The sequence below is a fragment of the Geosporobacter ferrireducens genome, from assembly GCF_001750685.1.
Taxonomy (GTDB): Bacteria; Bacillota; Clostridia; order Peptostreptococcales; family Thermotaleaceae; genus Geosporobacter; species Geosporobacter ferrireducens.
Genome location: NZ_CP017269.1, coordinates 1,831,943 through 1,855,616, shown reverse-complemented (window position 1 = coordinate 1,855,616; position 23,674 = coordinate 1,831,943). Strand labels below are relative to the sequence as shown.

Sequence of the window (23,674 nt, the reverse complement as noted above, 5' to 3'; positions counted from 1 at the left end):
GGGAAGGCTATGGCTTCAGCAAAGGACCGGAGAACAGAGATTTTGCAAGCATCGGTTAAAATCTTTTCGAAGCAGGGATTCCACAATGCAAAGATTGATGATATTGCCCATGCGGCAGGCGTGGCAAAGGGAACAGTCTATCAATACTTTTCCAGTAAACAGGAACTGTTCCAAGAGATGATCAAATACACCATAGAGAGATATAGTCAAATCGTGCAAAAAATTGTATATGTATATAATGAAAGTAATATTGAAGAAAAAATATATACTTTGGCAATTGAACATGGCAAATTTATAAAAGAATATATTGAGATGGCAGAAGTTACTCCAAATCATTCAAATGGTGTATCTAAAGAAATGCGTCTTTGGATTAGGGAACAGCAATATTACATTTTGAAATTGCTGGAGAAAATGATTGAAGATGGAATAATTAGAGGAGAAATTAGAAAAGATGTAGATAAAGAGATAGCAGTATTATCCATCTTGGGTTCAATCTTTTCATACTATGAGAAAGAAATAAGAACGCATATAGGAACATCTCAAGAGATTGAGCCCAAGCCTTTGGTAGACTTTTTAATGAGGGCTTTGCGTTAGATCGAATTTGGATCGAGGAGGATATTAAATGGGTATGCTGACTGAGTTTTTATGGTCCATGATGGTTTTCCTGTTGGCTGTTCGGATCATGGGCACCGTGTTAAAACTGCTAACCAACAAGATGAGAATTCAAGACAATAAAATAGAAGCGAAACCTGTAGAAAAAGCTTCTGAAGAAAAAGAAGAAAAAGTCTTAGAGATTGAAATGGTACAGGACATGATTTGCGGGGCTCATGTTCCGAAGCACAAGGCTTATCAAGTGGTCAGAGACAATGTAACCCACTATTTTTGCAGCTGGGAGTGCAGGCAAAAGTTTATTTTAAGTGTGCGGGATGAAAGTGAATAATAAAGACTGTAGAAAAAACCTTCCAAATTGATTTTGGAAGGTTTTTTAAAAATAATTTTTCAAAAATATCAGGAAAAAAATATCAGGAAAACGTTTATATATATACTGAAAAATGAAATATTATGATCAAGAAACCTGCAAAAAATCACAATGAAAAGGTTTGCCTAACAATGGTAAAACCTTTATTTTATTGGAATTCAAGAGGTATTGATATAAAGTTAAAATGATGATAAAATAGTTTTTACATTATAAAAATTCATAATTCTAAAAATTCAAAAAAGTTTAACGTGAAATTGAGTTAAGAAAGGATTGATGAAGGATGGGACAAAATGGTTTGCCAGTAGACCAGGGCCTTTATGACCCAGGAATGGAAAAAGACAGTTGTGGAGTAGGCTTTATAGCGCATGTAAAGGGGAAAAAAACCCATGATATTCTATTGCAGGGACTTCAGATTCTAAAGAAGCTTAAGCATAGAGGTGCGGTAGGTGCCGATGCCAGTACCGGTGATGGTGCGGGGATTCTTATCCAAATTCCCCATGATTTTTTTGTAGAAGAGACAAAAAAAATAGGCTTTGACCTTCCAGAACCAATGGATTATGCAGTAGGAATGGTATTTTTACCCCAAGAGCCAAATGCCCGTTTATTTTGTGAGGGGATTTTTGAGCGAATTCTAAGAGAAGAGGGGCAAAAGCTCATTGGCTGGAGAGAAGTACCTATCAATGAGAATGCCTGCGGAATTTCGGCGAAAGCCACCAGGCCTGTTGTAAGTCAAGTTTTTATTGCTAGAGGAAATCAGACTCCAGAGGTGTTTAAAAGAAAACTGCTCGTTGTTCGAAAGGCCATACAAAATGCAATTCGAAAGGATAATCGACCTTATACGGATAATTTCTATATTTGCAGTTTATCCTTAGATACCATTGTTTATAAAGGACAGATTTTAGGCTATATGCTTGAAGATTTTTACACAGATTTACAGAATGAATCGGTAACAACTGCTATTGCGGTTGTTCATGAACGGTATAGTACCAATACCTTCCCTTCCTGGAAGCTTGCCCATCCTTTCCGGTATGTGGCCCATAATGGAGAAATCAATACCCTAAGAGGGAATATTAACTGGATGAACGCCAGAGAAGGAATCATGTATTCCACAAGTTTTGGAGAGGATTTTAAAAAGATCTTACCAGTCATTGAGCCGGAAGGGAGTGATTCCTCCAGCTTGGATAATATTTTTGAGATTTTCCTGGCCAATGGACACCCTTTAGAGCATGTAATGATGATGTTGATTCCGGAAGCATGGCAGGAAAATACCAGAATGGACAGACAGATCAGAGGCTTTTATGAATATCACGCCAGAATCTTAGAATCCTGGGATGGACCAGCAGCCCTTGTGTTTACAGATGGGAATAAGATTGGCGCCACAATGGACCGGAATGGATTGCGTCCTTTGCGCTATACGATTACGAAAGATGACTTCGTTATTATGGCCTCAGAAACCGGCGTAATTGATATAGCACCGAATAATATCCTTCAAAAAGGCAGTCTGAGACCCAGTGAGATGATTGTCATTGATATTCAGCAAGGATGTATTTTCCAGGATGAAGAAATTAAAAGCGAAATTTCCGGCAGAAAACCCTATGCCGAATGGATAGATCAAAATAAATTAACATTAGAAAGCTTAGAAGCTCATAACGAGATTCGAAAGATGAACCGGGAAGTGTTGCTGACTCATCAAAAAGTTTTCGGATATACAGAGGAAGAATTGCAGCATGTGATTGCAGCTATGGCAAAAAGCGGAGAAGAACCGATTAGTGCCATGGGGATTGATATGCCCCTTGCAATTCTGTCTAGTAAACCACAGCTTTTATTCAATTATTTTAAGCAGAAATTTGCACAGGTGACCAATCCGCCCATTGATCCTATCCGTGAGAAGGTGGTGATGTCGCTGGTGCAGTATATTGGAAAGCACGGTCAACTGTTAGATGAAATAGAAATCGATAAAAAGAGGAATTTTATCGAATTGAAAACACCGATCCTGAAGAATGATGAACTCGAAAGATTAAGACATTTATATTCAGAGGATTTTAAAGCGATTACCCTCCCGATTACCTTTCCCATTGATGGAGGAAAAGACGGATTGAAGAAGGCCTTGGAAAATCTCTGTAAACGGGCGGAAGAAAATATTCAGAATGGATATAATATCCTGGTTTTGAGTGACACCAATCTGGACTTATACAATGCTCCAATTCCTAGCGTATTGGCATTAGGAGCTGTCCACCACTATCTCATACGAAAAAAACTACGTACCCAGGTGGATATTGTAATGGAATGCGGTGATGCCCGTGATGTAATGCATGTGGCCCTGCTAATCGGGTATGGTGCCAAGGCTGTCAATCCTTATATGGCACTGGAATCTATCCGGCATATGGTGAACAATAAACAGTATATTGAAGGAATGGAACTGGAGGAAGGGTATAAAAACTATTGCAATGCCATTTCCCAGGGACTTTTAAAAATCATATCCAAAATGGGGATTTCTACACTGCAAAGCTATCATGGAGCCCAGATCTTCGAAGTGTTGGGAATTCATAAAGAAGTGATTGAAGAATACTTTACGGGAACATCCTCCAGACTTTCCGGCATTGGATTGGATCTGATTGCAGAAGAAGTGATCATAAGACATACAGAGGCATATGGGCTCTTTAAGAGCTTCAGAAGGCAGTTGGAGGAAGGCGGAGAATTCTTCTGGAAATCCGGTGGTGAATATCATATTCTGAATCCGGAGCGCATTAACAAGCTTCAAAAGGCATGTAGAAATAATAGCTTTGAAATGTATAAAGAATATGCAGAAGGAGTGAACAGTCCGAGAGAAGGAATTGCAACAATTCGTGGGTTATTACAGTTCAAGCCGCGAAAGAGTATTGAAGTAAATGAGGTAGAACCCATAGAGAATATTATGAAACGTTTTACATCAGGCGCCATATCCTTTGGCTCCATCAGCAAAGAGTGCCACGAGACCTTAGCTGTTGCAATGAATCGCTTGGGAGGAACGAGCAATAGCGGAGAAGGGGGAGAGGATACAAAAAGATATTATTCAGATATCAATGGAAATATTCGAAGAAGTGCCGTCAAACAAATTGCATCAGGGCGTTTCGGTGTAACTATTGACTACTTGATAAACTGTGATGAAATACAAATCAAGATGGCTCAAGGGGCTAAACCAGGAGAAGGCGGACATCTGCCAGGTAAAAAGGTTACTGCAGAAATTGCAAAGATACGCCATGCCATTCCTGGGATAGACTTGATTTCGCCACCCCCCCACCATGATATTTATTCTATAGAAGATCTAGCCCAATTAATATTTGATTTGAAAAACGCCAATCCTATGGCACGGATCAATATAAAACTAGCTGCCACCATGGGAATCGGAACAATTGCTGCAGGCGTAGCAAAGGGTTATGCGGATGCCATTACAATCTGTGGTCATGACGGGGGAACAGGAGCTGCACCCATTAGCTCTATGAAATATGTGGGGATGCCTTGGGAGCTGGGACTGGCAGAAACCCAGCAGACGCTATTGTTAAATGATTTGCGGAGCCGTGTAACCTTGCAAGTAGATGGAAAAATGACTACCGGCCGTGATGTGGTAATCGCTGCATTGTTAGGTGCTGAAGAATACGGATTTTCAACGGCTTGTCTGATTGCCAGCGGATGTATACTATGCAGAAAGTGCAATTTAAATAAATGTCCTGTAGGGATTGCAACGCAGGAATCAAGGCTGCGTGAACGCTTTAAAGGCAAGCCGGAGCACATTATTGCTTACTTTACCTTTGTAGCTCAAGAAGTACGTGAGATTATGGCAGAATTAGGTTTTAGGACCGTTGATGAAATGATTGGAAGGGTCGATATATTAGAGCCAAGAATCGTCAATAACCATAAAGCCAAGCATTTGGATATCGCACCAATCCTATACCGACCGGATCTGCCGTCTAAAATTGAAGGAAGATGTACCATCGGGCAGAAAAATCAGACGGAAAATGTATTGGATAGAGGGTTAATTCAGATTGCAGAAGATGCATTATTAAACAAAAACCCGGTAGAACATACGCTGCCTGTTGCCAACACGAATAGATCCATCGGAGCTATGCTTAGCGGTGCCATCGCAAAACAGTATGGTTATAAAGGGCTGCCGGAAGATACGATTCAGCTTAAGTTTGTAGGTTCAGCAGGACAAAGCTTTGGTGCTTTTTGTGCAAAGGGCTTAACGCTTCGGCTAGAGGGGGATGCCAATGATTATCTTGGAAAGGGCTTGTCTGGAGGAAAAATTATTGTAACACCGCCTAAAGGCAGTAATTTTCCATCAGGGAAAAACGTCATTGCAGGGAATACACTGCTCTATGGAGCTACTTTAGGGGAAGTATATATCTGCGGTGCGGCAGGAGGACGATTTGCGGTTAGAAACAGTGGTGCAACGGTAGTAGTAGAAGGAATTGGCAGCCATGGTTGTCAGTATATGACAGGTGGGACCGTCCTTATATTGGGTAAGACGGGAGATAACTTTGGGGCGGCCATGAGCGGCGGTATTGCCTATGTATTGGACGAATACGATGATCTTGCCGGGAAAGTAAATCAACAAATGGTTGTAATCGAAAGTTTATCGGAAGAAGATGTTCAGACCGTAAAAGACCTGCTTCAGAGACATGTGCAATATACAGAAAGCATGAAGGCAAAAAAGATTTTGGAAAATTGGCAGGAATATGCTCTCAAGATTCATCGCGTAAGTTCTCCTTCTTATTTAGAGGCATTAAGAAGCAAAGCAGTTGTGAATAAGGCAGTATAGAGGATAGAATCTGTAGGGGCGGCCTGTGGTCGCCCGAAAAAGATATGAATGTATCTGGCGAACACTGTTCGCCCCTACGGCTTTATAAGAATTCCACGTCTGCGTTTAGTTTATAAATTACGTCTTTCCGTTCTACGACAATCAATGCTTTTTTGCGGAGCTCTTCATTTAACTGGATATTTTGAAGCAACTCTTTTGTAGGATTAATAGCAATCGGATGCCCTACCATCGCCAGCATGGACAGGTCACCATTGGTATCTCCATAAGAATAACTATTTGCTAAATCAATATGGTATTGGTCAACAAATTCTAAAATGGCTTTTTGCTTGTTTTCCGAGTCCCACATTTGTATAATCTCGCCTGTATAGTTTCCATTTTCATCAATAAGATACTCTGTACCTTTGTAATCTTCGACTTCATATTTTTTTGCCATTTTAGAGACCAAATAGGATGGGCTGCCGGATATAAAAAGAATTTTATGGTTATGACATTTGTGCCAGGCGATACGGGCTCTTGTATAGCGATAGACACGGTCTCCTTTTTGGTTAATCACTTGATTGGTTATAAACTCCATTTGTTGGCTATTGAGCCCCTTCATTGATTCGATATAGATATTGGCAATCTCCAGCAAATAGTCATCATAATTTCCCTGCCGTTTATCCCAGTTTTGATAAGTTTGTTTCGCATTACGATGCCAAAGGGTGGCATCAATGACCTCATATTTCATCAGTTTTTTAAAATGCTCGACCATTAAGGAATCTCGATAAAGGGTACCGTCGATATCAAAAAAAGCAGCAATTGTCTTCATAACACCCTCCCAAGTTGATAAGAAATTTATTTAATATATGCCGGTATGCTTGGATGATAGTACCATATCCCTATAAGAAAAATATATTGTTAGGATTCTTTATTTTTATAAAGAATCCTCTTTAGTTTTAACAGAATAGAGAAAATGTTTTCAAAAAAATTTTTGGGGTAAAAATAAAGCAAGAAAATAGAAAAGGTGGGATGAATATGACAAGTGCAGTTTTTATTGCAGCGATGATTACTTTTTTGATCTTTGTGACGGTAGAAAATCTAAGACGGGATTTCCTTTTTCGAAACATAAAGGTCATTAATGAAGGTTTGCGACAATTCATCTCCGAATATCTTGGTGAGGCAAAGGTCTTTGATATATTTATGGTAAGAAATCTCCGGGAGCGGATCATGGAGGATTTTGCACTTAAAGAAGGTTTGGAGACTTTTGAATTGTCAATGATTGACAGCAATACTTTAAAGATTGTTTATGAGATTGACGGTGAGATTGAAGAAATAAATGTGATCACAGACTTTGGAAAAGTAGAAATCAAAGAAGCTCTTTTTTTTCATGAAGCAGATTATTATTAAAATTTTATATAAAAGGTTTAAATAAGCAGTAAGGGGTATATTCTATAATAGAAGTATATCAATTCTCCTCCAGCGGGAGGTTGATATAGATTGTTATAAGGATGGTATAGATTGCAAGTACAGATTTGCAAAGTAGACCAACGCATCAAGGATCTAATGAATGAATTTAATTTACTGGAGAAAAAAAGAATGCGCTGCTAGAATACGGAGGAATGTCCTATTGCGAAGACCCGTCTGATCAAAACTGAATATGGAAATATACAATACGGTCCTTATAACAAGTGACGGGGTTTTCCAAAAAATTATTGGAAAACCCCGTCTTATTTTATATGCATCTAGTGCTAATGCACATACATCTGCCACAATAATAGAATACTGATAAAACTGATGAACAGAATATTCGTGCTTTCAAAAGAAAGATTGAAATGGCGCAACTGATTTAAGAAAGCAGATTCTTTTTGAACAAAATGCAGGTTTGATAAATAACCTAGAAACAGTACAGCAAAATAAAGTATCCACTTTTCAAGTTGAAAAAGTGTGATATAAGACAGATCCAGTTCAAAGAGGAAAGAGAAAATGTTCACATAAAAAATACCAAAAAACATACACAAAAATGCCAATATAGACATAGCAAAGACATTATGAAAGTCTCGTCCTTCACTTCGCTTTTGCTTACCGAAAAATATTTGAGACATTTTGATAAAGGATGTAGCAGTTCCAATATTTACAATATAAATTAAAAAAGAAAAAACTCCTTTATCGGTTAGGCCATAGGCAATGAGAGATTTGCCAATATAGCCATTGAGAAAAGGGACACCTGTAATGGAGAGCATGGCAATAATCATCAAAGTTGAAACCGCTGGACAATGGGCCAAAACACCGCGAATTTGCGTTACATTACGTTCGTTATACTTGTTAATAATCACACCGGCTCCTAGAAAGAGAAGGGCTTTGAAAAAAGCATGATTGATCAAATGAATTAAACCGCCATAATAGTATTCAGTATCTAAATAACTTAACCCCATGATAATGAGCCCCACCTGGGAAACCGAATGAAATGCTAAGATTTGCTTGATATCCTTTTGGCTGATGGCAAAAAGGACACCACTCAAAGCTGTAATAAAGCCGATTATCAGGAAAAAAAGATAGTAGTCTGTTAACTGAAATGTCTGATTTATCCGAAAGAAAACATAAACCCCACTTTTGACCAAAAGACCGGACAATAGGGCAGAAATAGAAGCAGGGGCAGCACCATGAGCTTTAGGAAGCCAGTTATATACAGGAAAAAAAGCAGATTTAACACCGGCTGCGGTTAAAATAAAGATTATAGAAAGGTGAAAAGAGAAATGATTCCGAAGGCCTGCTGTTCGCTCTGCAATCAAGTCGATGTTTAGGGTTCCTGCTAAATTATATAACATAAAGGCACCAAGTAAGAAAAGGATCATGCTCACAGAGTTAAAGAGCAGGTAATAAAGTGCAGCACGCAGGGAGAAACCATCTTTTTTGTAGGCAACCAAGACCGTTGAGAGAATGGTACTGATTTCAATGAATAAGAACAAGGTATACAAGTCTCTGCTTTGAATAATACCAAAAAAGATCCCTTCTAGCAGCAAGAGAAAGAATAAAAAGGAAGCATCTGTTTTTCGGTAGTTCCAGTCGTAAATGAGACAAATGCTCCACATCATAATGCCCAGGGTAATAAATGCCAAGGAAATCTTATCATTGGCTAAGGTAATTCCGATATGGGCAGGCCAGCCTCCCAAAACTATCTGGTGTGTTTTACCGATATCCACAAGCGGATAATAGAAAAAAAGCATTGCAGCAAGACAGAATTGTATGATCAAAGCCATATAGTTCAAGATTTTATTGTGGAATACAAAAATGATAATTCCCGATAAAAAAGGAAGAAAAATAAAGAGTATTGGGATTAGGTTCATATAAATCTTACCTTTCTAATATTTCATTCCAATTTAAAGTGCCATAGTAGTGAAAGAGCTTTATGGCCAGCATCAAAGCCAAAGCTGTAATGGTTAAACCCACTACAATTGTAGTGATCATCAGTGCTTGCGGAAGAGGATCTACCATATTAGCAATATCACCGGGTAAAATAGGAATCTCCTTACCAGGGGTGCTTGAAAAACTCAATATTAATAAAATTACTGAAACCTCTGCAATATTGAGAAAAATAATAGATTTAATAATATTTTTTTGTGTGCACAGACCATAGAGGGCGATGAGCAGTAAGATAAAGCATAAAATTTGATTAATCATTTTTTCCCTCCTCATAAAAGGTTGAAAAGATAATTGCAAAGCCTAAGGCGACCTTAATACCGATCAATATATTGAGCAAGGCAAGAAAAATCCTTTTAGTAGAAATGGATGCATCTATGGAAGCAAAATTTGTAAAAGGGAAACCTCTTGTAAAAATACTCATACAAGAAACCAGTACGAGAAGGATAAAAACAAATTTTTCCAGTACTACAAAACGCTGAAGATCTTTAGGTTCTAAATCTGTGATGAGATATACACCCAGCAAAGCGGTAGCAAGCACAGCTCCCCCTTGAAATCCGCCACCGGGAGATACAGCTCCATTAAAAATAATATACAAACCAAAGAGAATGATGAAAGGAAACAACATGCGAAAAACAGTTTGCACAATTCTTGATTCTTTCATTTACAGCTCCTTTCTGGCCAAAAAGAGAATCCCTGCTGAGGTGGCCAATAATAGTGATGCCTCAAATATAGAATCATAAAGTCTATAATCTAAATAAATGGCTGTAACCAGATTAGAGGCTCCTGTTTCATTAAAACCTCGTGAGAGATAATAGGTCTTTGCATCATCTACACCAGAGAAGGGAGAAAAATCCTCCAGTGCAAGGATAAAAGCATATAATAGAAAAGCTAAGATGAAGATAACAATCACTTTTTTACTCATCGGTTTCACGATCCTCCAATGCAATCACACGTATATGGCTATGGGCTTGAGTAATGCTTATCAGCTGTTGGGTGATTAAGCTGGATTTTTTTGCTTTTAGCAGATACTTTTTACTCTTAGCATCCCGATCGATGATGAGGTCTATGTTTCGGTCCCTAAGAATTCCTTTAATGTCTCCGCCTTCTCGAAAGTCTACCTTGAGCTTTAAGCCCAGGTGGTTGCAAAACTCCTTCAGAAGATGATAACCATCACCTGAGGCAGCACCATCTTCTCCTATATGTAGAAAATCTGTATGGATATGGGAGATTACCAGAAACTCCTTCTGCTTTTCGATGGCAATGACAAATAAGAAAGTAGAAATGGCACTACCGATAGCGGCCTCTGCCAGTGCCACATCAGGCGCATGAAAAATGAAATAGAGTAAGGAGATGATCAAGGAAAAAACCCCTAATAAAATAATTGATTTCAATAAATTTTTTGTTCGAAGAATGATTAGTGCCAAAACAATTAAGATAATTTCTAAAAAAATACTAATGGTCATGAGGGATCCTCCTTTAATGGTACTTTTCCTAAGTAGGCCGAGCGTACAATCAGGTGTGTACTAATAGGATTGGTGACCATTACGAAGACTAAGATCAACAGCAGCCTAAAAGCAAAATCTGATAAGCCGCTATACAGGATCAGCGCTAAAATAAGGGTGATTAAAGCCATTGTGTCAATAAAACCAGCGGCAAAAAAACGGGAATAGATAGAAGGTAAATGGTATAGGCCATAGATTCCCCAGCCGATATAAAACCAACACAATATCAATAGAAGATTTACAATCATTTTTCTCTGCCTCCCCTTAGGATAAATTTAGTGATTAATTGAATGCCAATAAAACCCATTATGCTGTAGGATAAGGCAAGATCAATAAATTGACTGTTATTTTGCAACACTGCATAGATCAAAATGCACATGAGTATTTTTGAGAAGATGATGTTCAGAGCCAGCAATTTTTCCCAAACCGTGTCGCCAAGAATAAATTTTATGCAGGTGAAGGCAATGGCAGCCATCACAATCATTAGGGTAATATTCAACAAATTCATATCCTTACTCCTATTCAAACAGTTGTTTATTACTTAAACTTCTTTTACTGCTTTTGTTCTATACGGTATAAGATCTCTTCGTAGTTTCCTAATACTTCCTGTTCTAATATTTCCATGGGTTGGTTGGAATACATACACAGCACATGTAACATTCCCTCTTGATAATCTACAGTAATGGTTCCGGGTGTTAAGGTAATGGACATAGACAATATAGCGATAGAGAGCGCTCCATTTAATTTTGTTGGGATGATTACCATCCCTGGAGAGGGGGGATCTTGCGTCATTCGATAGATAATGACAAAGGAAGCCCTAAACATAGAATACAGCAGATAAAAAAAGTAGTAGATTACAATCAAAGGATTTATGCGATAAATATCTGTTATTTTGTTTTCACTGCTGAACATACTGTAATAATATGCAGACAGCATTACGACTACAAAGCCTGTCACGAGATTGATTGGTGAAAAGCTCTGGGTAAGGCTTAGCCAGAAAATACTTAATAAAATAATAAGTCGGATTAAATAACTCCGTCTGTTCATGTTTCACCTCCAATGACAAGAGATATATAGAGAAGGAAGATGGAGATCAACTATTACTAGGTATAAGCATATACAAAGGGTTAGGGGTTTATACATTTTCCCTTCCATATCTTGATGAAGGTTAAATGGAGCAAATAAAGGGATCGTTGAAATTAAACAGATGAAAAATCTGCCTAAGAAAGACGGATCACGTCTTAGAGAACCTGTATGGTGAGATAGGTATACTATATTATTTTTACATAAATAGAAAAAATCCTTTATAAAAATAAAAAAATGAGATTTCTCTCATTAAAATGTATTCTACATCAGATACAATTATAACAGCTTAGCCATAAATATGCCCATATTTGTAAGTTGATACCGCATATTTTTATACTCAACCAGATTTTCAATCTGCAGCTGTTGAATTAACTTTTTAAATTTCTTATCCATATGAAGAAGTTCCTGTAAAGGTAATTCAAGATCTTTTGCTTCAGGAACCAACTGAAAATCCGCTTGATCATCGGTCATGAGCAGTTTAATGAGAGTTGCACGTTCCATCGTTAAGAACTCTATATATTCCGAATAAATTCTAGTACAATGAGGACAATAAAGAATTTAGGAAAGATCGAATCGCGAAAGAAATTTTTTACAATTGTGCGGATCCAGTTTTTTCCAGAGTGCTTTTCTGTCTTGTGAAACAAAAAATCCAGTTCATCTTTTGTAAGTTCATTCATGATATAGCCTCCCATAAAAATGTATATTTATATTGTATAAAAATCCACAAAATTTGCAATAGGAAACCATTGGAAATGAGCAAAATAGGCCTATGTCCCTAATGGGAAGCATGTAGATGGAACTACTTTACCGAAGAGCCACGTATTTCCATTTACCTGTTTGAAATCGTGTATAAACGAGAAACCAACGGGCCAATTGGTCAAGAAATACTGCCATCCAGGCACCTACTAATCCAAAGCCGAAAATGACTACAAATACGTAGGACAATACGACCCGAATCCCTAATACACCGATAAATGTAGCCACCAGAGGCCAAAAGGTATCTCCTGCTCCACGAAGTCCACCAGCGAGAATTAACTGAGAAGATTGAAAGGGTTGAACCAACGCAATAACCTTCAGGGCCAGAGATGCGCTGCTAATAATTTCAGGATCTCTGGTATACAGGCCTACAATCTGAGGGCCAAAAAGGAAAAAAAGCAAGGCAATACAGGAAGATACTACGGAACCTATTTTTCTTGTTTCTTGGGCGTATTCCTGTGCTTTTGAGGGCTTTTCAGCACCAAGACTCTGGCCTACCAAGGCAGAGGCGGCAATACCGAAGGCCTGCCCGGGATTGAAGGAAAGTCCAAGGATGCTTAGGCAAATCTGATGGGCAGCAAAGGTAACGGTGCCAAGGGAGGCTACAATTCTAGCGAAAAGAACAATGCCCAAACGCAAGGAAATTTGCTCTAAAGAAGCAGGAATACCAATCCGTGCAAGGTTATACATTGTGTCTTTTCGGAACTGGAAAGACGAAAGGGAAAGAGACACGATGCTTTTCCCCTTAAAGATATAGCTAAACAAAATAAAGCTAGCCAGTAGGTGAGATAGGGAAGTTGAGATGCCTGCACCGATGATTCCAAGCTGTGGAAAGCCAAAGAGGCCATAAATCAATACGGCATTGCCGAAGACATTAAGGAAATTAACGCCCAGATTCACTTTCATGGGGAGCCGTGTGTCTCCTGCACCTCTAAGACAGGCAGCCAAAGAAAAGTTGAGGGCTTGAAAGATGAAACCAAGCATAATAATTTTAAAATAAAGATTGCCGATTTCCACTGTATCCGCATAAGCACCCATAAAAGTCATGATTTGATTCGTAAATATGAAACCTAACAGGGAAAGGGGAATAGCAAAAAGTACAAGATTTAAGAGAATAACATGCTTTACCGTATTTTCTACTTTGTGCAGCTGCTTAGAACCGATGAATCTGGCTACCATAGCTGTTCCGCCTACATTGAGGGATTGTACTAAGGCCAATCCAATAAAAAGCGGCTGATTTGTAATTCCCACGGCTGCAACGGAAGCAGCAGCAGCGGCGGTGTCCTTCATTCTTCCCAACATCATCATATCAATCATGCTGAAGAGAGAACCCAACAACATTTCGGCCAAGACTGGCCAGGCGATACGTGTGACATCCTTGCGAATGGGATGTGTAAATAGTACCATATTAAGTTTTTCTTTTAAAGGGGAGAAGGGATTCATAGAGAAAACTTCCTTTTATGTAATGTATTTTAAAATATTTAGCCTCTCTAAATATCATACCATAGGGTTTTAAATTTTTCTACATGCATCAGAAATCTAAAAAGGTTTATGGATTTATTATACTTTTTCTGCTTTTTTTCGTATATATAGTATAATAAGATAAGAATAAAAGATGAATGAGGAGAGATTCTGTATGCTAACCACAGAGCAAAAATTATTATGCGGAGTAGCTCATCTGGGTTGGGTCGTTGGAGCCCCGATATTAGCCCCTCTGATTATTATGCTGCTTGCGGGGGATTCCTTCGTAAAAAATCAGGCAAAAGAAGCTTTGGCTTTTCAAATTGGTGCCATTATTTTGGGAGCAATATTCGCCGTTCTAAGTATTGTATTAATTGGGATTCCTTTGTTAATGGCGCTGGCCTTAGGGACTTTGATTTTACCAATTATTGCTATTGTAAAGGTTTGTGATGGTATAGACTATTCCTATCCTATTACAGGGAAGTTTATACGAGATAATTTTTAATGAAAATACCCCTTTGGAAAGTCCAAAGGGGTAAATATTTAAGTGAAAAAAATATTCTTTTATATCTCCAGTTTTTTTATCTGATCCCCTATTATTTCAAGGATAAGATCCTGCTGCAATAGAATGTCAAGGTGATCCACATCGATTGCTAAGAGGGGGGATAGCTGATATTCCTTATGCCATTGGGTATACTTTTCATTTGGTCGTTCCCAATAGATGCGGGGTACAATCAATTCATAGGCACGACCCCTTTTTTGTATATTCTCAACAGCCTTATCCACAGAACACTTCAAATAGATCATCAGCAGAGGCGGCTGTGTATGCTCCAGCATATTGTCTAATAATGTAGAATAGGTTAAAAATTCTTCCCGGCTCATGTAGCCATCCTCATGAAGCATACTGGCAAAAATTTTATCTCCAAAAATGGAACGATCCAGTAATCCGCCTCTATTTTTATGAACCTCTTTAATCATGCGAAAGCGTTCATTTAGAAAATGGATTTGCATAGTAAAGGCCCAGCGATGACGGTCTCGATAAAATTTATCGAGTAAAATTTCTGTATCCTGATTGGCTAGTTCATTGTAAAGTTTTAGATTCAATTTCTTTTCCAGTAATTCTGCCAAGGTTGTCTTACCACTGCCTACAACACCATCAATACAAATCACTTTGTTCATCCCCGCTCTCCTTTAATATTTATTCGATATTTTGACAATTAATGTATAAGCCGCAGCAGCGGCTTTATTCTAGTATACGATAAGTTGTCCCAAGGGTAAATAGGGTTGCAGGGGTTATCCGATCTTTATGAGATATTTGCGGCAATGCGTTTCTAAAATCAAAAGAAATATTCGCTTTATCATAAATCAATAGGATGAAGCGAGTGTATATGATACAATGAAATAAATTGCAGAAAGCAGTGATGAAAGGACTTGCTTCAGGAGAAAATAAGAATATCAGAAATTATAGAGGTGAAGAGAGCAAATGATTGAAGTAGGGAAATACAATGTATTGAAAGTAGCAGGAATAACTGCAATTGGGGCTTATTTAGATGCAGAAACGGGAAATCCGAAGGATAATATCTTGCTGCCCAACAATCAGTTAACAGAGGATATCAAAGAAGGTGATACACTAGAGGTTTTCATCTATAGAGATTCAAAGGATCGATTGATTGCCACAAGGAAACGACCGCTGGCGCAGGTGGGAGAGTTGGCGATGTTAAAAGTAGTGCAGACAACGCAGATCGGTGCATTTATGGATTGGGGGCTGGAAAAGGATGTATTTTTGCCTTTTCAAGAGCAAAAACATAAGGTGCAGGTAGGAAGAAGCTATCTAGTAAAGCTGTATATTGATAAAAGCGGCAGAATTTGTGCTACTACCGATATCGATAAGGATTTATCCACCGATAGCCCTTTCAAAAAGGGGGATTGGGTAAACGGAACGGTCTACAGCATTGTAAAAGATATAGGCGCTTTCATAGCCGTAGAAAACAAATATAAGGGGATGATCCCCCAGAAGGAATACTTTGAGGACCTGCGTAATGGAGACCAAGTGAATGTTAGAATCAAAGAAATCCGGGAAGACGGTAAACTAGACTTGTCCCTTCGAAAAGCTGCCTACAAACAGATGGAAGGAGACAGCGAAAAGGTCTATGAAGCATTGCTTAAAAAAGGTGGATTCTTACCTCTCCATGACAAGAGCGAACCAGGGCAAATTAAATACCATCTGAATATGAGTAAGGCAGCTTTCAAAAGAGCCGTGGGAAAGCTGTTGAAAGAAAATAAGATTGTTATAACCGAAACCGGTATACAGCAAAAAGAGGAATAGACTGGACAACAGTCTATTTTCTTTTTATTTACAATTATGAATTTCCTCGTCAACAAGCCCTTGAATATGATAAAATTGATATATTTAGATAATATATGGTACAGCGTCTTAGGACAAGATTCATTGGAGGTGGAAGGATGCAAAAAATAAAAGTTCTTCACTGTGGGGATTTTCATTTTGATACGCCATTTTTTGGACTAACCACAGCAGAAGCAGAGAAACGAAAAGAGGATTTGCGGGAGACCTTTGGGCGTATTGTGTCTATCGCAAAGGAAGAAGCGGTAGATCTGCTGCTCATTAGTGGAGATTTTTTTGACAGTGAAAAGGTGATGAAAACCACCTTAGAATATATCATAAAAAAGCTGGAAGAGATTCCACAGGTTAGGATTTTTATCAGCCCAGGCAATCATGATCCCTATACATACAAATCCTACTACCGATTGATTCAATGGCCTGCTAACGTCCATATTTTTACATCAAAACTAGAAGGTGTGCGGATTCCTGAGTTAGACACTTATGTATATGGTATTGGATTTTCTAAGAACCATGAAAAAAAGCCCCTGCTGGAAGACCTGCAATTAGAAAATCCTTGTTGCATCAATATTATGGTTTTACATGGGGACGTTGTTTCCGGAGAACAAGACAGCGATTATAATCCGATTTCAATAGAGCGCATTGAGAAAAGCCAGCTGGATTATTTGGCCCTGGGACACCGCCATTCTTTTTCAGGAATAAATAAAACTGGCAGCACCTATTGGAGCTACAGTGGGAATCCCGAGGGGAGAGGCTTTGACGAACTAGGAGCAAAGGGAATTGTATTGGGTGAAATCAGCAAAGATTATTGCAACCTAAATTTTCGTGAAATTTGCAAACGAAAATATTATGAACAAGTCATCAACATTCAAGGTGCTGCTACCTATGAGGAGATTGTAGAGAAAATAAACGATCAAATAAACGACCCGGACCGTAGGAGAAATCTGTATAAACTAGTCTTGCAAGGCGAATTGTCAGAGGGATTTGTGCTCCACTCTGCTGTTATTGCAGAAAAATTAGAAGATCGCTTCTATTTTCTTAAGCTCGTGGATGATACAGAAGCGTATGTGGATTATGGGGAGTTATCGGACAGCTTTTCATTGAAGGGTGTCTTTGTTCGAACCATGCAGGAGAAAATGAGTAAAGCTGCAAGTTTAGAAGAAAAGAAAAAATTAGAATTTGCTTTGAAAGCTGGCCTAAGGGCTTTAAGAGATGGAGAGGTGACCCTGGAATGATCATCAAAAAAGTAAAAGTAGGAAGATTTGGAAAGCTAAAGGATAAAGAAATCAATTTTCAAGAGGGCCTTAATCTCATTTACGGTGAAAATGAAGCCGGAAAAAGCACTTTGCAGGCTTTCATAAAGGCTATGTTCTATGGCATGGGTTCCGGAAAAAAGGATATTCGCATAAATGATAGAAAACGCTACTTGCCTTGGAGCGGAGATGCTGCCTCTGGAGAACTTTATTGGATGGATGCCCATAAACAGGAGTATATTGTTAAAAGGAGCTTTTGGGAAAAAAAGAAAAAAGATGATCGATTAGTCATTGACGCTATTACTGGAGAAGAAGCAGTTCATATTGATAGTGAAAAACCAGGGACAGCCTTCTTTGGCATAGGAGAAGAGGCCTTTGAAAAGACAATTTTCATTCGACAGTTAGGGAGTGAAGTGGCTCGGGATAAAGAAGATGAAATCATGAAACGGATTAGCAATCTCCATCAGACAGGAGATGAAAGCTTATCTTATCATAAAGCAATGGATGCATTGCAGCGTGCAGGAAAGAGTCTGCAGAGTGCAAGAAAGACCGGAAGACTGGATAAACTGAAGGGAGACCAGGATCGTTTGCGACAGGAGTTGGTATATGCAAAAAGCCTGCATACGGAATGTATCGAGGAACAGATCCAGTTCAACCGTCTTCAGGAAGAAAAAGAAATTCTACTAAAGCAGATTTCGCGCCTGGATAACAAAAAGAAAGCAGCGAAGCTCGCCATATTAAAGGAAGAATATGAAGATCTCTGTGGATATGAAAGGCAAATTCAAGAGAAGGTTCAGCATATAGCAGCTTTAGAAGAAGCCTTGGCCCATGAGGACTACCGAATAGATGCAAACTGGGTTGCGGATGTAAGGGAAAAAATTTATCTGCAGCAAGACTTACAGAAAAGTTTATCTACCTTGGAAGAACAACAACAGGAGCTTCATTCACAGCTGCAGGAACAAAAGACCCTGATTGAAGAACTGCATGGGTATGATGGTTTAGAGGAAGATATTGAATTAAGACTTTTTGAGCACCTCCAGGAAAAGCAAATCCTAGAACAAAAAAAAATAGAGATAGAAGCATTAACAGAAGAGAAGAAATTGTTGGAAGGGCAGCTTTTAAATGAAAAGATCAGCTTGGGAAGGACTTTGCGTTTTGAAGAGGTACCACCGAATTTGGAAATAGAGATTTACGATAGAGAGGATCGCGTAAAGGAGTTAAAAGACAAGATTGCCGGAGACACCCGACGGGATCACCTGATGCTAAAACAGGATATGTTGCAGGACAAAAAGAAGAATATGATGGTGTTGTTGTTAGCGGGGGTATTGCTAACTGCTGGCGGAGCTGCAGCAGGATGGTTTATCAACAGCTTTCTTTACGGATTTTCTGCTGTAGGGCTAATCTTGTGTATATTAGGATTGGCTAAAAGAAAGAAGCTTACCGGTGAAGTAAAAAAGCTTGAAATGGAAATTTCAGTTTTTGGAGATACAAAGGCATTGCACAAAGAATTAGAGGATAATCTTCAAGAACTTCAGAAAATATATGCTCGTTTTGGTGTTGCAAACCTCCAAGAGTTCCGTAGTGGAATGCTTCGATATACTGAAAAAAGAGAAAATATTGAGATTCTCAATGTAAAAGTTGCAGAAAAGAAAAAACAATTAGAGGCTCTTGCAACCAATGAACTAACAGAAAAGCTGGTAAAGTGTGAGAACTTTATTAAAGAAGTTTTTAATAACTGTAACTGCACAGATTATGAAGCATTTAAGCAGGGTTTAAAACAACACAGGAAGCTAATCCTAGATAAAGAAAGTCTGGAATATAAGCTAGACGAAACTTTAAAGCAGATGCATCATATCCAGGAAGAATTAAAGAGCATATGTGCAGGAATAGAAGAACCGCTTATCCTAGCTGGGAAGGCAGTAGGTCTGTCTGAAACTTATGAACAGATCATAGAAGAGATTTCAAACCAGTTAGCACAGCGAAATGAAGAAAAAACTGCATTAGAAGCTATCAAAAATACCTATAATGCACTATTAAAAGGACGTAATGCTGAGCAAATGGGAGCAGAACTGGCTGCTGCTGAAGCGTTGTCAGAGGTGCAAACGGGAGAAACTGAGGAAATATTGGAAATTGCTTTAAAAGAGAGCACCCAACAGTTGATTGTTATGGAAAAGCGCATAAAGGACTTGGAATTTGGTATTCAAAGCAGGATTCAGGGCGTTCGTACGATTACCAGTATTGAAGAAGAGTTGGAAAATGTCCGCCAACAAATTGGCTATTATGAAGAGGTCGCTAGTTCACTTGATATTGGTAAGGAAGTTATGGAGCAAGCATTCAAAGAAATACAAAGAAGTTTTGGACCTCGGTTTAATAAAACTGTAGGAGAAATCCTGGAAAAGATCACTGATGGCAAGTATCGTGAAATAAAAATATCTGAAGATTATCAAATCAAGGTTTCCGATCCTATGGAAGATAAAATCAAGGATATAGACTACTTTAGCAATGGAACCTGGGATCAGATTTATTTTGCCCTACGATTAGGCATTGCGGAAATGATTTTTGGCAAAGAATCAGTGGTACCCATATTTCTGGACGATGCTTTTGTACAATATGATGAGGAACGGTTAAAGGCAGTATTAGAATACCTCTATGACTATGCAAAGCAGCATCAGGTAATTTTATTTACTTGTCAGAAAAGAGAAATAGACCTGCTGGAAAAATATCCGGATGTAAATTTTATATATCTGTAGATTTACGAGTCTGTTGTGCCAGCCAGATAATCAATTAGAAAATAAAGATGAAGATTCGCTGGAGTTGTAGATCGAAAATAGGAGGATACCAATGTTTAAAGAAAAAAAGCCCATCAGAATTATGCTGGATATCGATGGGGTGCTGTCAAATTTTACAAAGTTCTTTTTGGAGGCAGCCCATGAAATGTTTCAAACACCACTTATACCCAGTGTTAATCACTGGAATTACGCTGAAGCAGGTATAGGCTTGACGAAAGAAATGACGCGGGAGGTGTGGGAACGAATACTGCAGACAGAGGATCTTTGGGAAAAATTAGAACCCATTGTAAAAGAGGAAGAATTACAGACCCTTCGTGAAATGGTGGAGGATCCCCACTATGAATTTTTTGCAATTACCGCAAGGCCGCAAACTCCGGGTAAACCCGTAATTCTTCAATGTCAAAACTGGTTAGAAACCCATGTGTGCCGTGGAATCAGCGTAATCCCGAGAAGAGATAAAGTTAAGGTTTGCAAGGGTCTGGATATCAATTATGCCATTGATGATTCCCCCGTTTTTGTTAAAGAATTGCTTGAAGGCGGGATTAATATTTACTTGCAAAATCAGCCCTACAATCAAGAAATGCAAGGGATAATGAGGGTAAATTCTTTAAAGGAGTTTCTTGAGATCATTCAAGAGGAGCAAGGATTGACTTCCGCTGAAGTCGGTTAGAAATAGAAATGAATACTTCGAGAGCAGGTGATATCGTGAAAAAACAAGAGTTTTATAAAAGACTGGAAAAAGAAATACTGGTTTTTGATGGTGCCATGGGAACCATGCTGCAGCAAAGCGGACTAAAGACCGGAGAATGCCCAGAGGCTTTTAACTTAAACAGGGAAGAGGCGATTTATCAAATCCACAGACAGTATGTAGAGGCTGGATGCAAAATCATTCAGACCAATACTTTTGGAGCCAATCGGATCAAACTGTCCTTGTATGGTCTTGCAGACCAAGTAGCTCCAATCAATCAAAAAGGTGCAGCGATTGCTAGAATGGCAGCGGGTGAAGACTGCTTGGTGGCTGGAGATATCGGACCTATCGGAAAACTGATGGCGCCTCTGGGACCCTTATCTTATGAGGAGGCTTATCATGCTTTTTATGAACAGGCACTGGCATTAATTCAGGGTGGTGTGGATCTAATCAATATTGAAACTATGTCAGATATTCAAGAAGCAAAAATTGCCGTGATTGCAGCAAAGGATGCAGGCGATGTACCGGTGATTTGTACAATGACATTTCAAAAAGATATGAGAACCTTGACAGGAACAGATCCGGAGACTGCCGCTACAATCCTTGAAGCACTGGACGTAGCAGTATTAGGCGCCAACTGCAGCTTTGGACCGGATCTTATGATCGACATTTTGGATAGAATGAATAAGGTGACGAGTAAGCCTCTAATCGTCCAGCCCAATGCAGGGCTGCCTAAGCTCGTCAATGGAGAAACCTTATTTGACTTGTCTCCTGAGGCGATGTCAGCCTACAGTAAAGCATTGGTTGCAGCGGGAGTAAATATCATTGGGGGCTGCTGTGGGACTACACCGCTTCACATGCAGGCTATAGCAAAAAGCCTTGCAGGAGAGACGCCAACTTCCAGAGAGCCTATTGCTTTTTCAAAATTGTCCAGTGGTACTAAAACCGTATTGATCCATGAAACATTGCCGTACAATCTTATAGGAGAATGCATCAACCTAACAGGGAAAAAACACTTAATGGAAGCCGTTCAAAATGATAATTTTCATGTTATAGCAAAGGAAGCTAAAAGTCAGGTAAAGGCCGGAGCTCAAATCATTGATGTAAATATGGGAATCCGTGATGGGATGATCAGTGAAGAAATGGCGATGTTAAATGCCATAATGGCTGTACAACGGGCCGTAGATGCACCGCTGTCTATCGATACCGTTAACTTTGAAGTGATGGAAGCTGCTTTAAAGATTTATAGGGGAAAACCGCTATTAAACTCTACCAGCGGAGAAGATGCCTCTCTGGATAAGGTCATTGCACTGGCAAAGAGGTACGGTGCTGCCTTGCTGGGATTAACATTGGATCAGCAGGGCATTCCTGACACTGCAGAGAAGAGATTTCAAATTGCTGAGAAAATTGTAACCAGAGCTTTAGCGGCAGGAATTCCACGGGAGGATATTTTTATCGATACCCTTACCCTTACTGCAGGAGCCCAGCAAAAATGGGTACCGGATACATTGAAAGCACTTCGCAAGGTTAAGACAGAGCTGGGCGTAAGAACCATATTGGGGGTCAGCAATATCTCCCATGGACTGCCTAATCGAAGAGATTTGACCGCAACCTATTTGGCCATGGCTTTAGAGGCAGGCTTGGATATACCGATTATTAATCCCTACGAAGAAAAAATCTGGGCGGTTCTCCACAGTGCGGATGTGCTGACAGGAAGAGATCAGAATGCACAGGAGTACATTCAATGGGCGGCTAAGAAGGAAGCGAAGGATGGCATTATGCATATCCAAAGCGCAGAGAAAGAAAACTTATTGGAAACAATCAAACGGGGAGAGCGGGAAAGAGTTTCCGATTTGATTGAAATGATGAAGCAGCAAGGCCTATCTGCCATGGATATCATTCAGGGCCAAGTAGTAAAGGCACTGGAGGAAGTAGGAGAAGGGTACGAAAAGCAGACTTACTTTTTACCGCAGCTGTTGATGGCGGCAGAGGCAGCACAGAAAGCATTCAGCTGCTTAAAAGATGACCTTGAACAGGAGAGCTATGAAAAAACCGGTACCTATCTGATCGCCACTGTAAAGGGAGATATACATGATATAGGAAAAAACATCGTATCGATTATGCTCCAGAATCATGGCTTCCGGGTAGTGGATCTAGGCAAGGATGTGCCTGCAGAAATTATTATCCAAAAGGCGATAGCAGAAAAACCTGATATTATTGGACTGAGTGCATTGATGACCACCACCATGCAGGAGATGAAAGTAGTCGTGGAAGAATTACGAAGTAAAGGGCTCAATATCCCGGTAATGGTAGGTGGGGCTGTGGTGACGAAGGCTTATGCAGCGTCTATTGGAGCCGAATATGCAGAGGATGCAGTAGAGGCCGTAAAGATTGCAAAAGAAATTATAAGCAAGTAAGAAGGCTGAGTTTGTTGAGAAACCCCTCACAAGAGCCTCCCTGCTCCGTGACAAGGCCGCTTTTACCGGATGGAATAATTGAAAAAAGTGACCTTCGTCAAGTCGCGAATCGAAAGCTTATGAGGGGTTTCTATGAAAGCACAACTTTATCAACAGCTTGGGCTGCTGTGTTTAACACAGCAGCCTT

The 23,674-nt window shown here is 39.3% G+C and carries 23 protein-coding genes; 10 read left to right on the top strand and 13 right to left on the bottom strand.

What is annotated here, in order from left to right; translation table 11 throughout:
• The first annotated feature begins 9 nt into the window (after positions 1-9).
• The 3 genes from Gferi_RS09025 (at position 10) to gltB (ending at position 5,777) form a co-directional block, all read left to right on the top strand.
• A complete protein-coding gene (locus tag Gferi_RS09025) occupies positions 10-594 on the top strand; it encodes a TetR/AcrR family transcriptional regulator (RefSeq protein ID WP_069975700.1) in 585 nt (194 codons plus the stop codon).
• 28 nt (positions 595-622) lie between these two features.
• A complete protein-coding gene (locus tag Gferi_RS09020) occupies positions 623-940 on the top strand; it encodes a hypothetical protein (RefSeq protein ID WP_069975698.1) in 318 nt (105 codons plus the stop codon).
• Between the two features lie 319 nt (positions 941-1,259).
• Positions 1,260-5,777 (top strand): glutamate synthase large subunit, encoded by a 4,518-nt coding sequence (gene gltB, locus Gferi_RS09015; RefSeq protein WP_069975696.1) that lies wholly within the window; start codon positions 1,260-1,262, stop codon positions 5,775-5,777.
• Positions 5,778-5,859: 82 nt separating this feature from the next.
• Here the strand turns inward: gltB and Gferi_RS09010 are convergent, their stop codons facing one another.
• Entirely contained in the window at positions 5,860-6,585 is a 726-nt protein-coding gene (locus tag Gferi_RS09010) for an HAD family hydrolase (protein WP_069975694.1), read from the bottom strand.
• Positions 6,586-6,791: 206 nt separating this feature from the next.
• Between Gferi_RS09010 and Gferi_RS09005 the strand changes: the two genes are divergently transcribed.
• Positions 6,792-7,163: a hypothetical protein gene (locus Gferi_RS09005; RefSeq protein WP_069975692.1), complete on the top strand. Its 372-nt coding sequence runs from the start codon at positions 6,792-6,794 to the stop codon at positions 7,161-7,163.
• A gap of 341 nt (positions 7,164-7,504) precedes the next feature.
• Here Gferi_RS09005 and Gferi_RS09000 read toward each other — a convergent pair whose 3' ends face one another.
• From Gferi_RS09000 to Gferi_RS08955, 11 genes are all read right to left on the bottom strand, one after another.
• Complete coding sequence (locus Gferi_RS09000; protein WP_069975690.1) at positions 7,505-9,100, bottom strand: complex I subunit 5 family protein; 1,596 nt, start codon at positions 9,098-9,100, stop codon at positions 7,505-7,507.
• A gap of 7 nt (positions 9,101-9,107) precedes the next feature.
• Positions 9,108-9,434, bottom strand: coding sequence for a sodium:proton antiporter (locus tag Gferi_RS08995; protein WP_069975688.1), 327 nt, complete (start codon positions 9,432-9,434; stop codon positions 9,108-9,110).
• Positions 9,427-9,837, bottom strand: a complete 411-nt coding sequence (locus Gferi_RS08990; RefSeq protein WP_069975686.1) for an MnhB domain-containing protein — start codon at positions 9,835-9,837, stop codon at positions 9,427-9,429. Before Gferi_RS08990 ends, Gferi_RS08995 begins: the two co-directional genes overlap by 8 nt.
• Positions 9,838-10,098: a hypothetical protein gene (locus tag Gferi_RS08985; RefSeq protein WP_069975684.1), complete on the bottom strand. Its 261-nt coding sequence runs from the start codon at positions 10,096-10,098 to the stop codon at positions 9,838-9,840.
• Complete coding sequence (locus tag Gferi_RS08980; RefSeq protein ID WP_069975682.1) at positions 10,091-10,639, bottom strand: hydrogenase subunit MbhD domain-containing protein; 549 nt, start codon at positions 10,637-10,639, stop codon at positions 10,091-10,093. Before Gferi_RS08980 ends, Gferi_RS08985 begins: the two co-directional genes overlap by 8 nt.
• On the bottom strand, positions 10,636-10,926 hold the full coding sequence (locus tag Gferi_RS08975; protein WP_069975676.1) for a cation:proton antiporter: 291 nt from the start codon (positions 10,924-10,926) through the stop codon (positions 10,636-10,638). The genes Gferi_RS08980 and Gferi_RS08975 overlap by 4 nt, the downstream gene beginning before the upstream one ends.
• Positions 10,923-11,186 carry a monovalent cation/H+ antiporter complex subunit F gene (locus Gferi_RS08970; RefSeq protein ID WP_069975675.1) on the bottom strand — a complete coding sequence of 88 codons (264 nt, stop codon included), beginning with the start codon at positions 11,184-11,186 and terminating at the stop codon, positions 10,923-10,925. The genes Gferi_RS08975 and Gferi_RS08970 overlap by 4 nt, the downstream gene beginning before the upstream one ends.
• A gap of 44 nt (positions 11,187-11,230) precedes the next feature.
• Positions 11,231-11,725 carry a Na+/H+ antiporter subunit E gene (locus tag Gferi_RS08965; protein WP_069975673.1) on the bottom strand — a complete coding sequence of 165 codons (495 nt, stop codon included), beginning with the start codon at positions 11,723-11,725 and terminating at the stop codon, positions 11,231-11,233.
• Positions 11,726-12,040: 315 nt separating this feature from the next.
• The gene (locus tag Gferi_RS08960) at positions 12,041-12,265 is read right to left on the bottom strand and encodes a hypothetical protein (protein ID WP_069975671.1); all 225 of its coding nucleotides are present in this window, start codon (positions 12,263-12,265) and stop codon (positions 12,041-12,043) included.
• An 11-nt stretch (positions 12,266-12,276) separates the two neighbouring features.
• Positions 12,277-12,441, bottom strand: coding sequence for a hypothetical protein (locus tag Gferi_RS28050; RefSeq protein WP_156782353.1), 165 nt, complete (start codon positions 12,439-12,441; stop codon positions 12,277-12,279).
• A gap of 127 nt (positions 12,442-12,568) precedes the next feature.
• A complete protein-coding gene (locus tag Gferi_RS08955) occupies positions 12,569-13,963 on the bottom strand; it encodes an MATE family efflux transporter (protein ID WP_083273463.1) in 1,395 nt (464 codons plus the stop codon).
• A gap of 193 nt (positions 13,964-14,156) precedes the next feature.
• Here Gferi_RS08955 and Gferi_RS08950 point away from each other — a divergent pair, with 193 nt between their 5' ends.
• On the top strand, positions 14,157-14,486 hold the full coding sequence (locus Gferi_RS08950; RefSeq protein WP_069975669.1) for a DUF4870 domain-containing protein: 330 nt from the start codon (positions 14,157-14,159) through the stop codon (positions 14,484-14,486).
• Positions 14,487-14,545: 59 nt separating this feature from the next.
• Here the strand turns inward: Gferi_RS08950 and Gferi_RS08945 are convergent, their stop codons facing one another.
• Positions 14,546-15,160, bottom strand: a complete 615-nt coding sequence (locus tag Gferi_RS08945) for a deoxynucleoside kinase (protein ID WP_069975667.1) — start codon at positions 15,158-15,160, stop codon at positions 14,546-14,548.
• Between the two features lie 304 nt (positions 15,161-15,464).
• Between Gferi_RS08945 and Gferi_RS08940 the strand changes: the two genes are divergently transcribed.
• The 5 genes from Gferi_RS08940 to Gferi_RS08920 all read left to right on the top strand — a co-directional run bounded on the left by Gferi_RS08940 (position 15,465) and on the right by Gferi_RS08920 (position 23,487).
• A complete protein-coding gene (locus Gferi_RS08940) occupies positions 15,465-16,307 on the top strand; it encodes a CvfB family protein (RefSeq protein WP_069975665.1) in 843 nt (280 codons plus the stop codon).
• Between the two features lie 137 nt (positions 16,308-16,444).
• Positions 16,445-17,575 carry a metallophosphoesterase family protein gene (locus Gferi_RS08935; protein WP_069975664.1) on the top strand — a complete coding sequence of 377 codons (1,131 nt, stop codon included), beginning with the start codon at positions 16,445-16,447 and terminating at the stop codon, positions 17,573-17,575.
• A complete protein-coding gene (locus Gferi_RS08930; RefSeq protein ID WP_069975661.1) occupies positions 17,572-20,343 on the top strand; it encodes an AAA family ATPase in 2,772 nt (923 codons plus the stop codon). The genes Gferi_RS08935 and Gferi_RS08930 overlap by 4 nt, the downstream gene beginning before the upstream one ends.
• Positions 20,344-20,434: 91 nt before the next feature.
• Positions 20,435-21,052 (top strand): 5' nucleotidase, NT5C type, encoded by a 618-nt coding sequence (locus tag Gferi_RS08925; protein ID WP_069975659.1) that lies wholly within the window; start codon positions 20,435-20,437, stop codon positions 21,050-21,052.
• Positions 21,053-21,087: 35 nt separating this feature from the next.
• Positions 21,088-23,487: a homocysteine S-methyltransferase family protein gene (locus Gferi_RS08920; protein ID WP_207645810.1), complete on the top strand. Its 2,400-nt coding sequence runs from the start codon at positions 21,088-21,090 to the stop codon at positions 23,485-23,487.
• Positions 23,488-23,674: the final 187 nt, after the last annotated feature.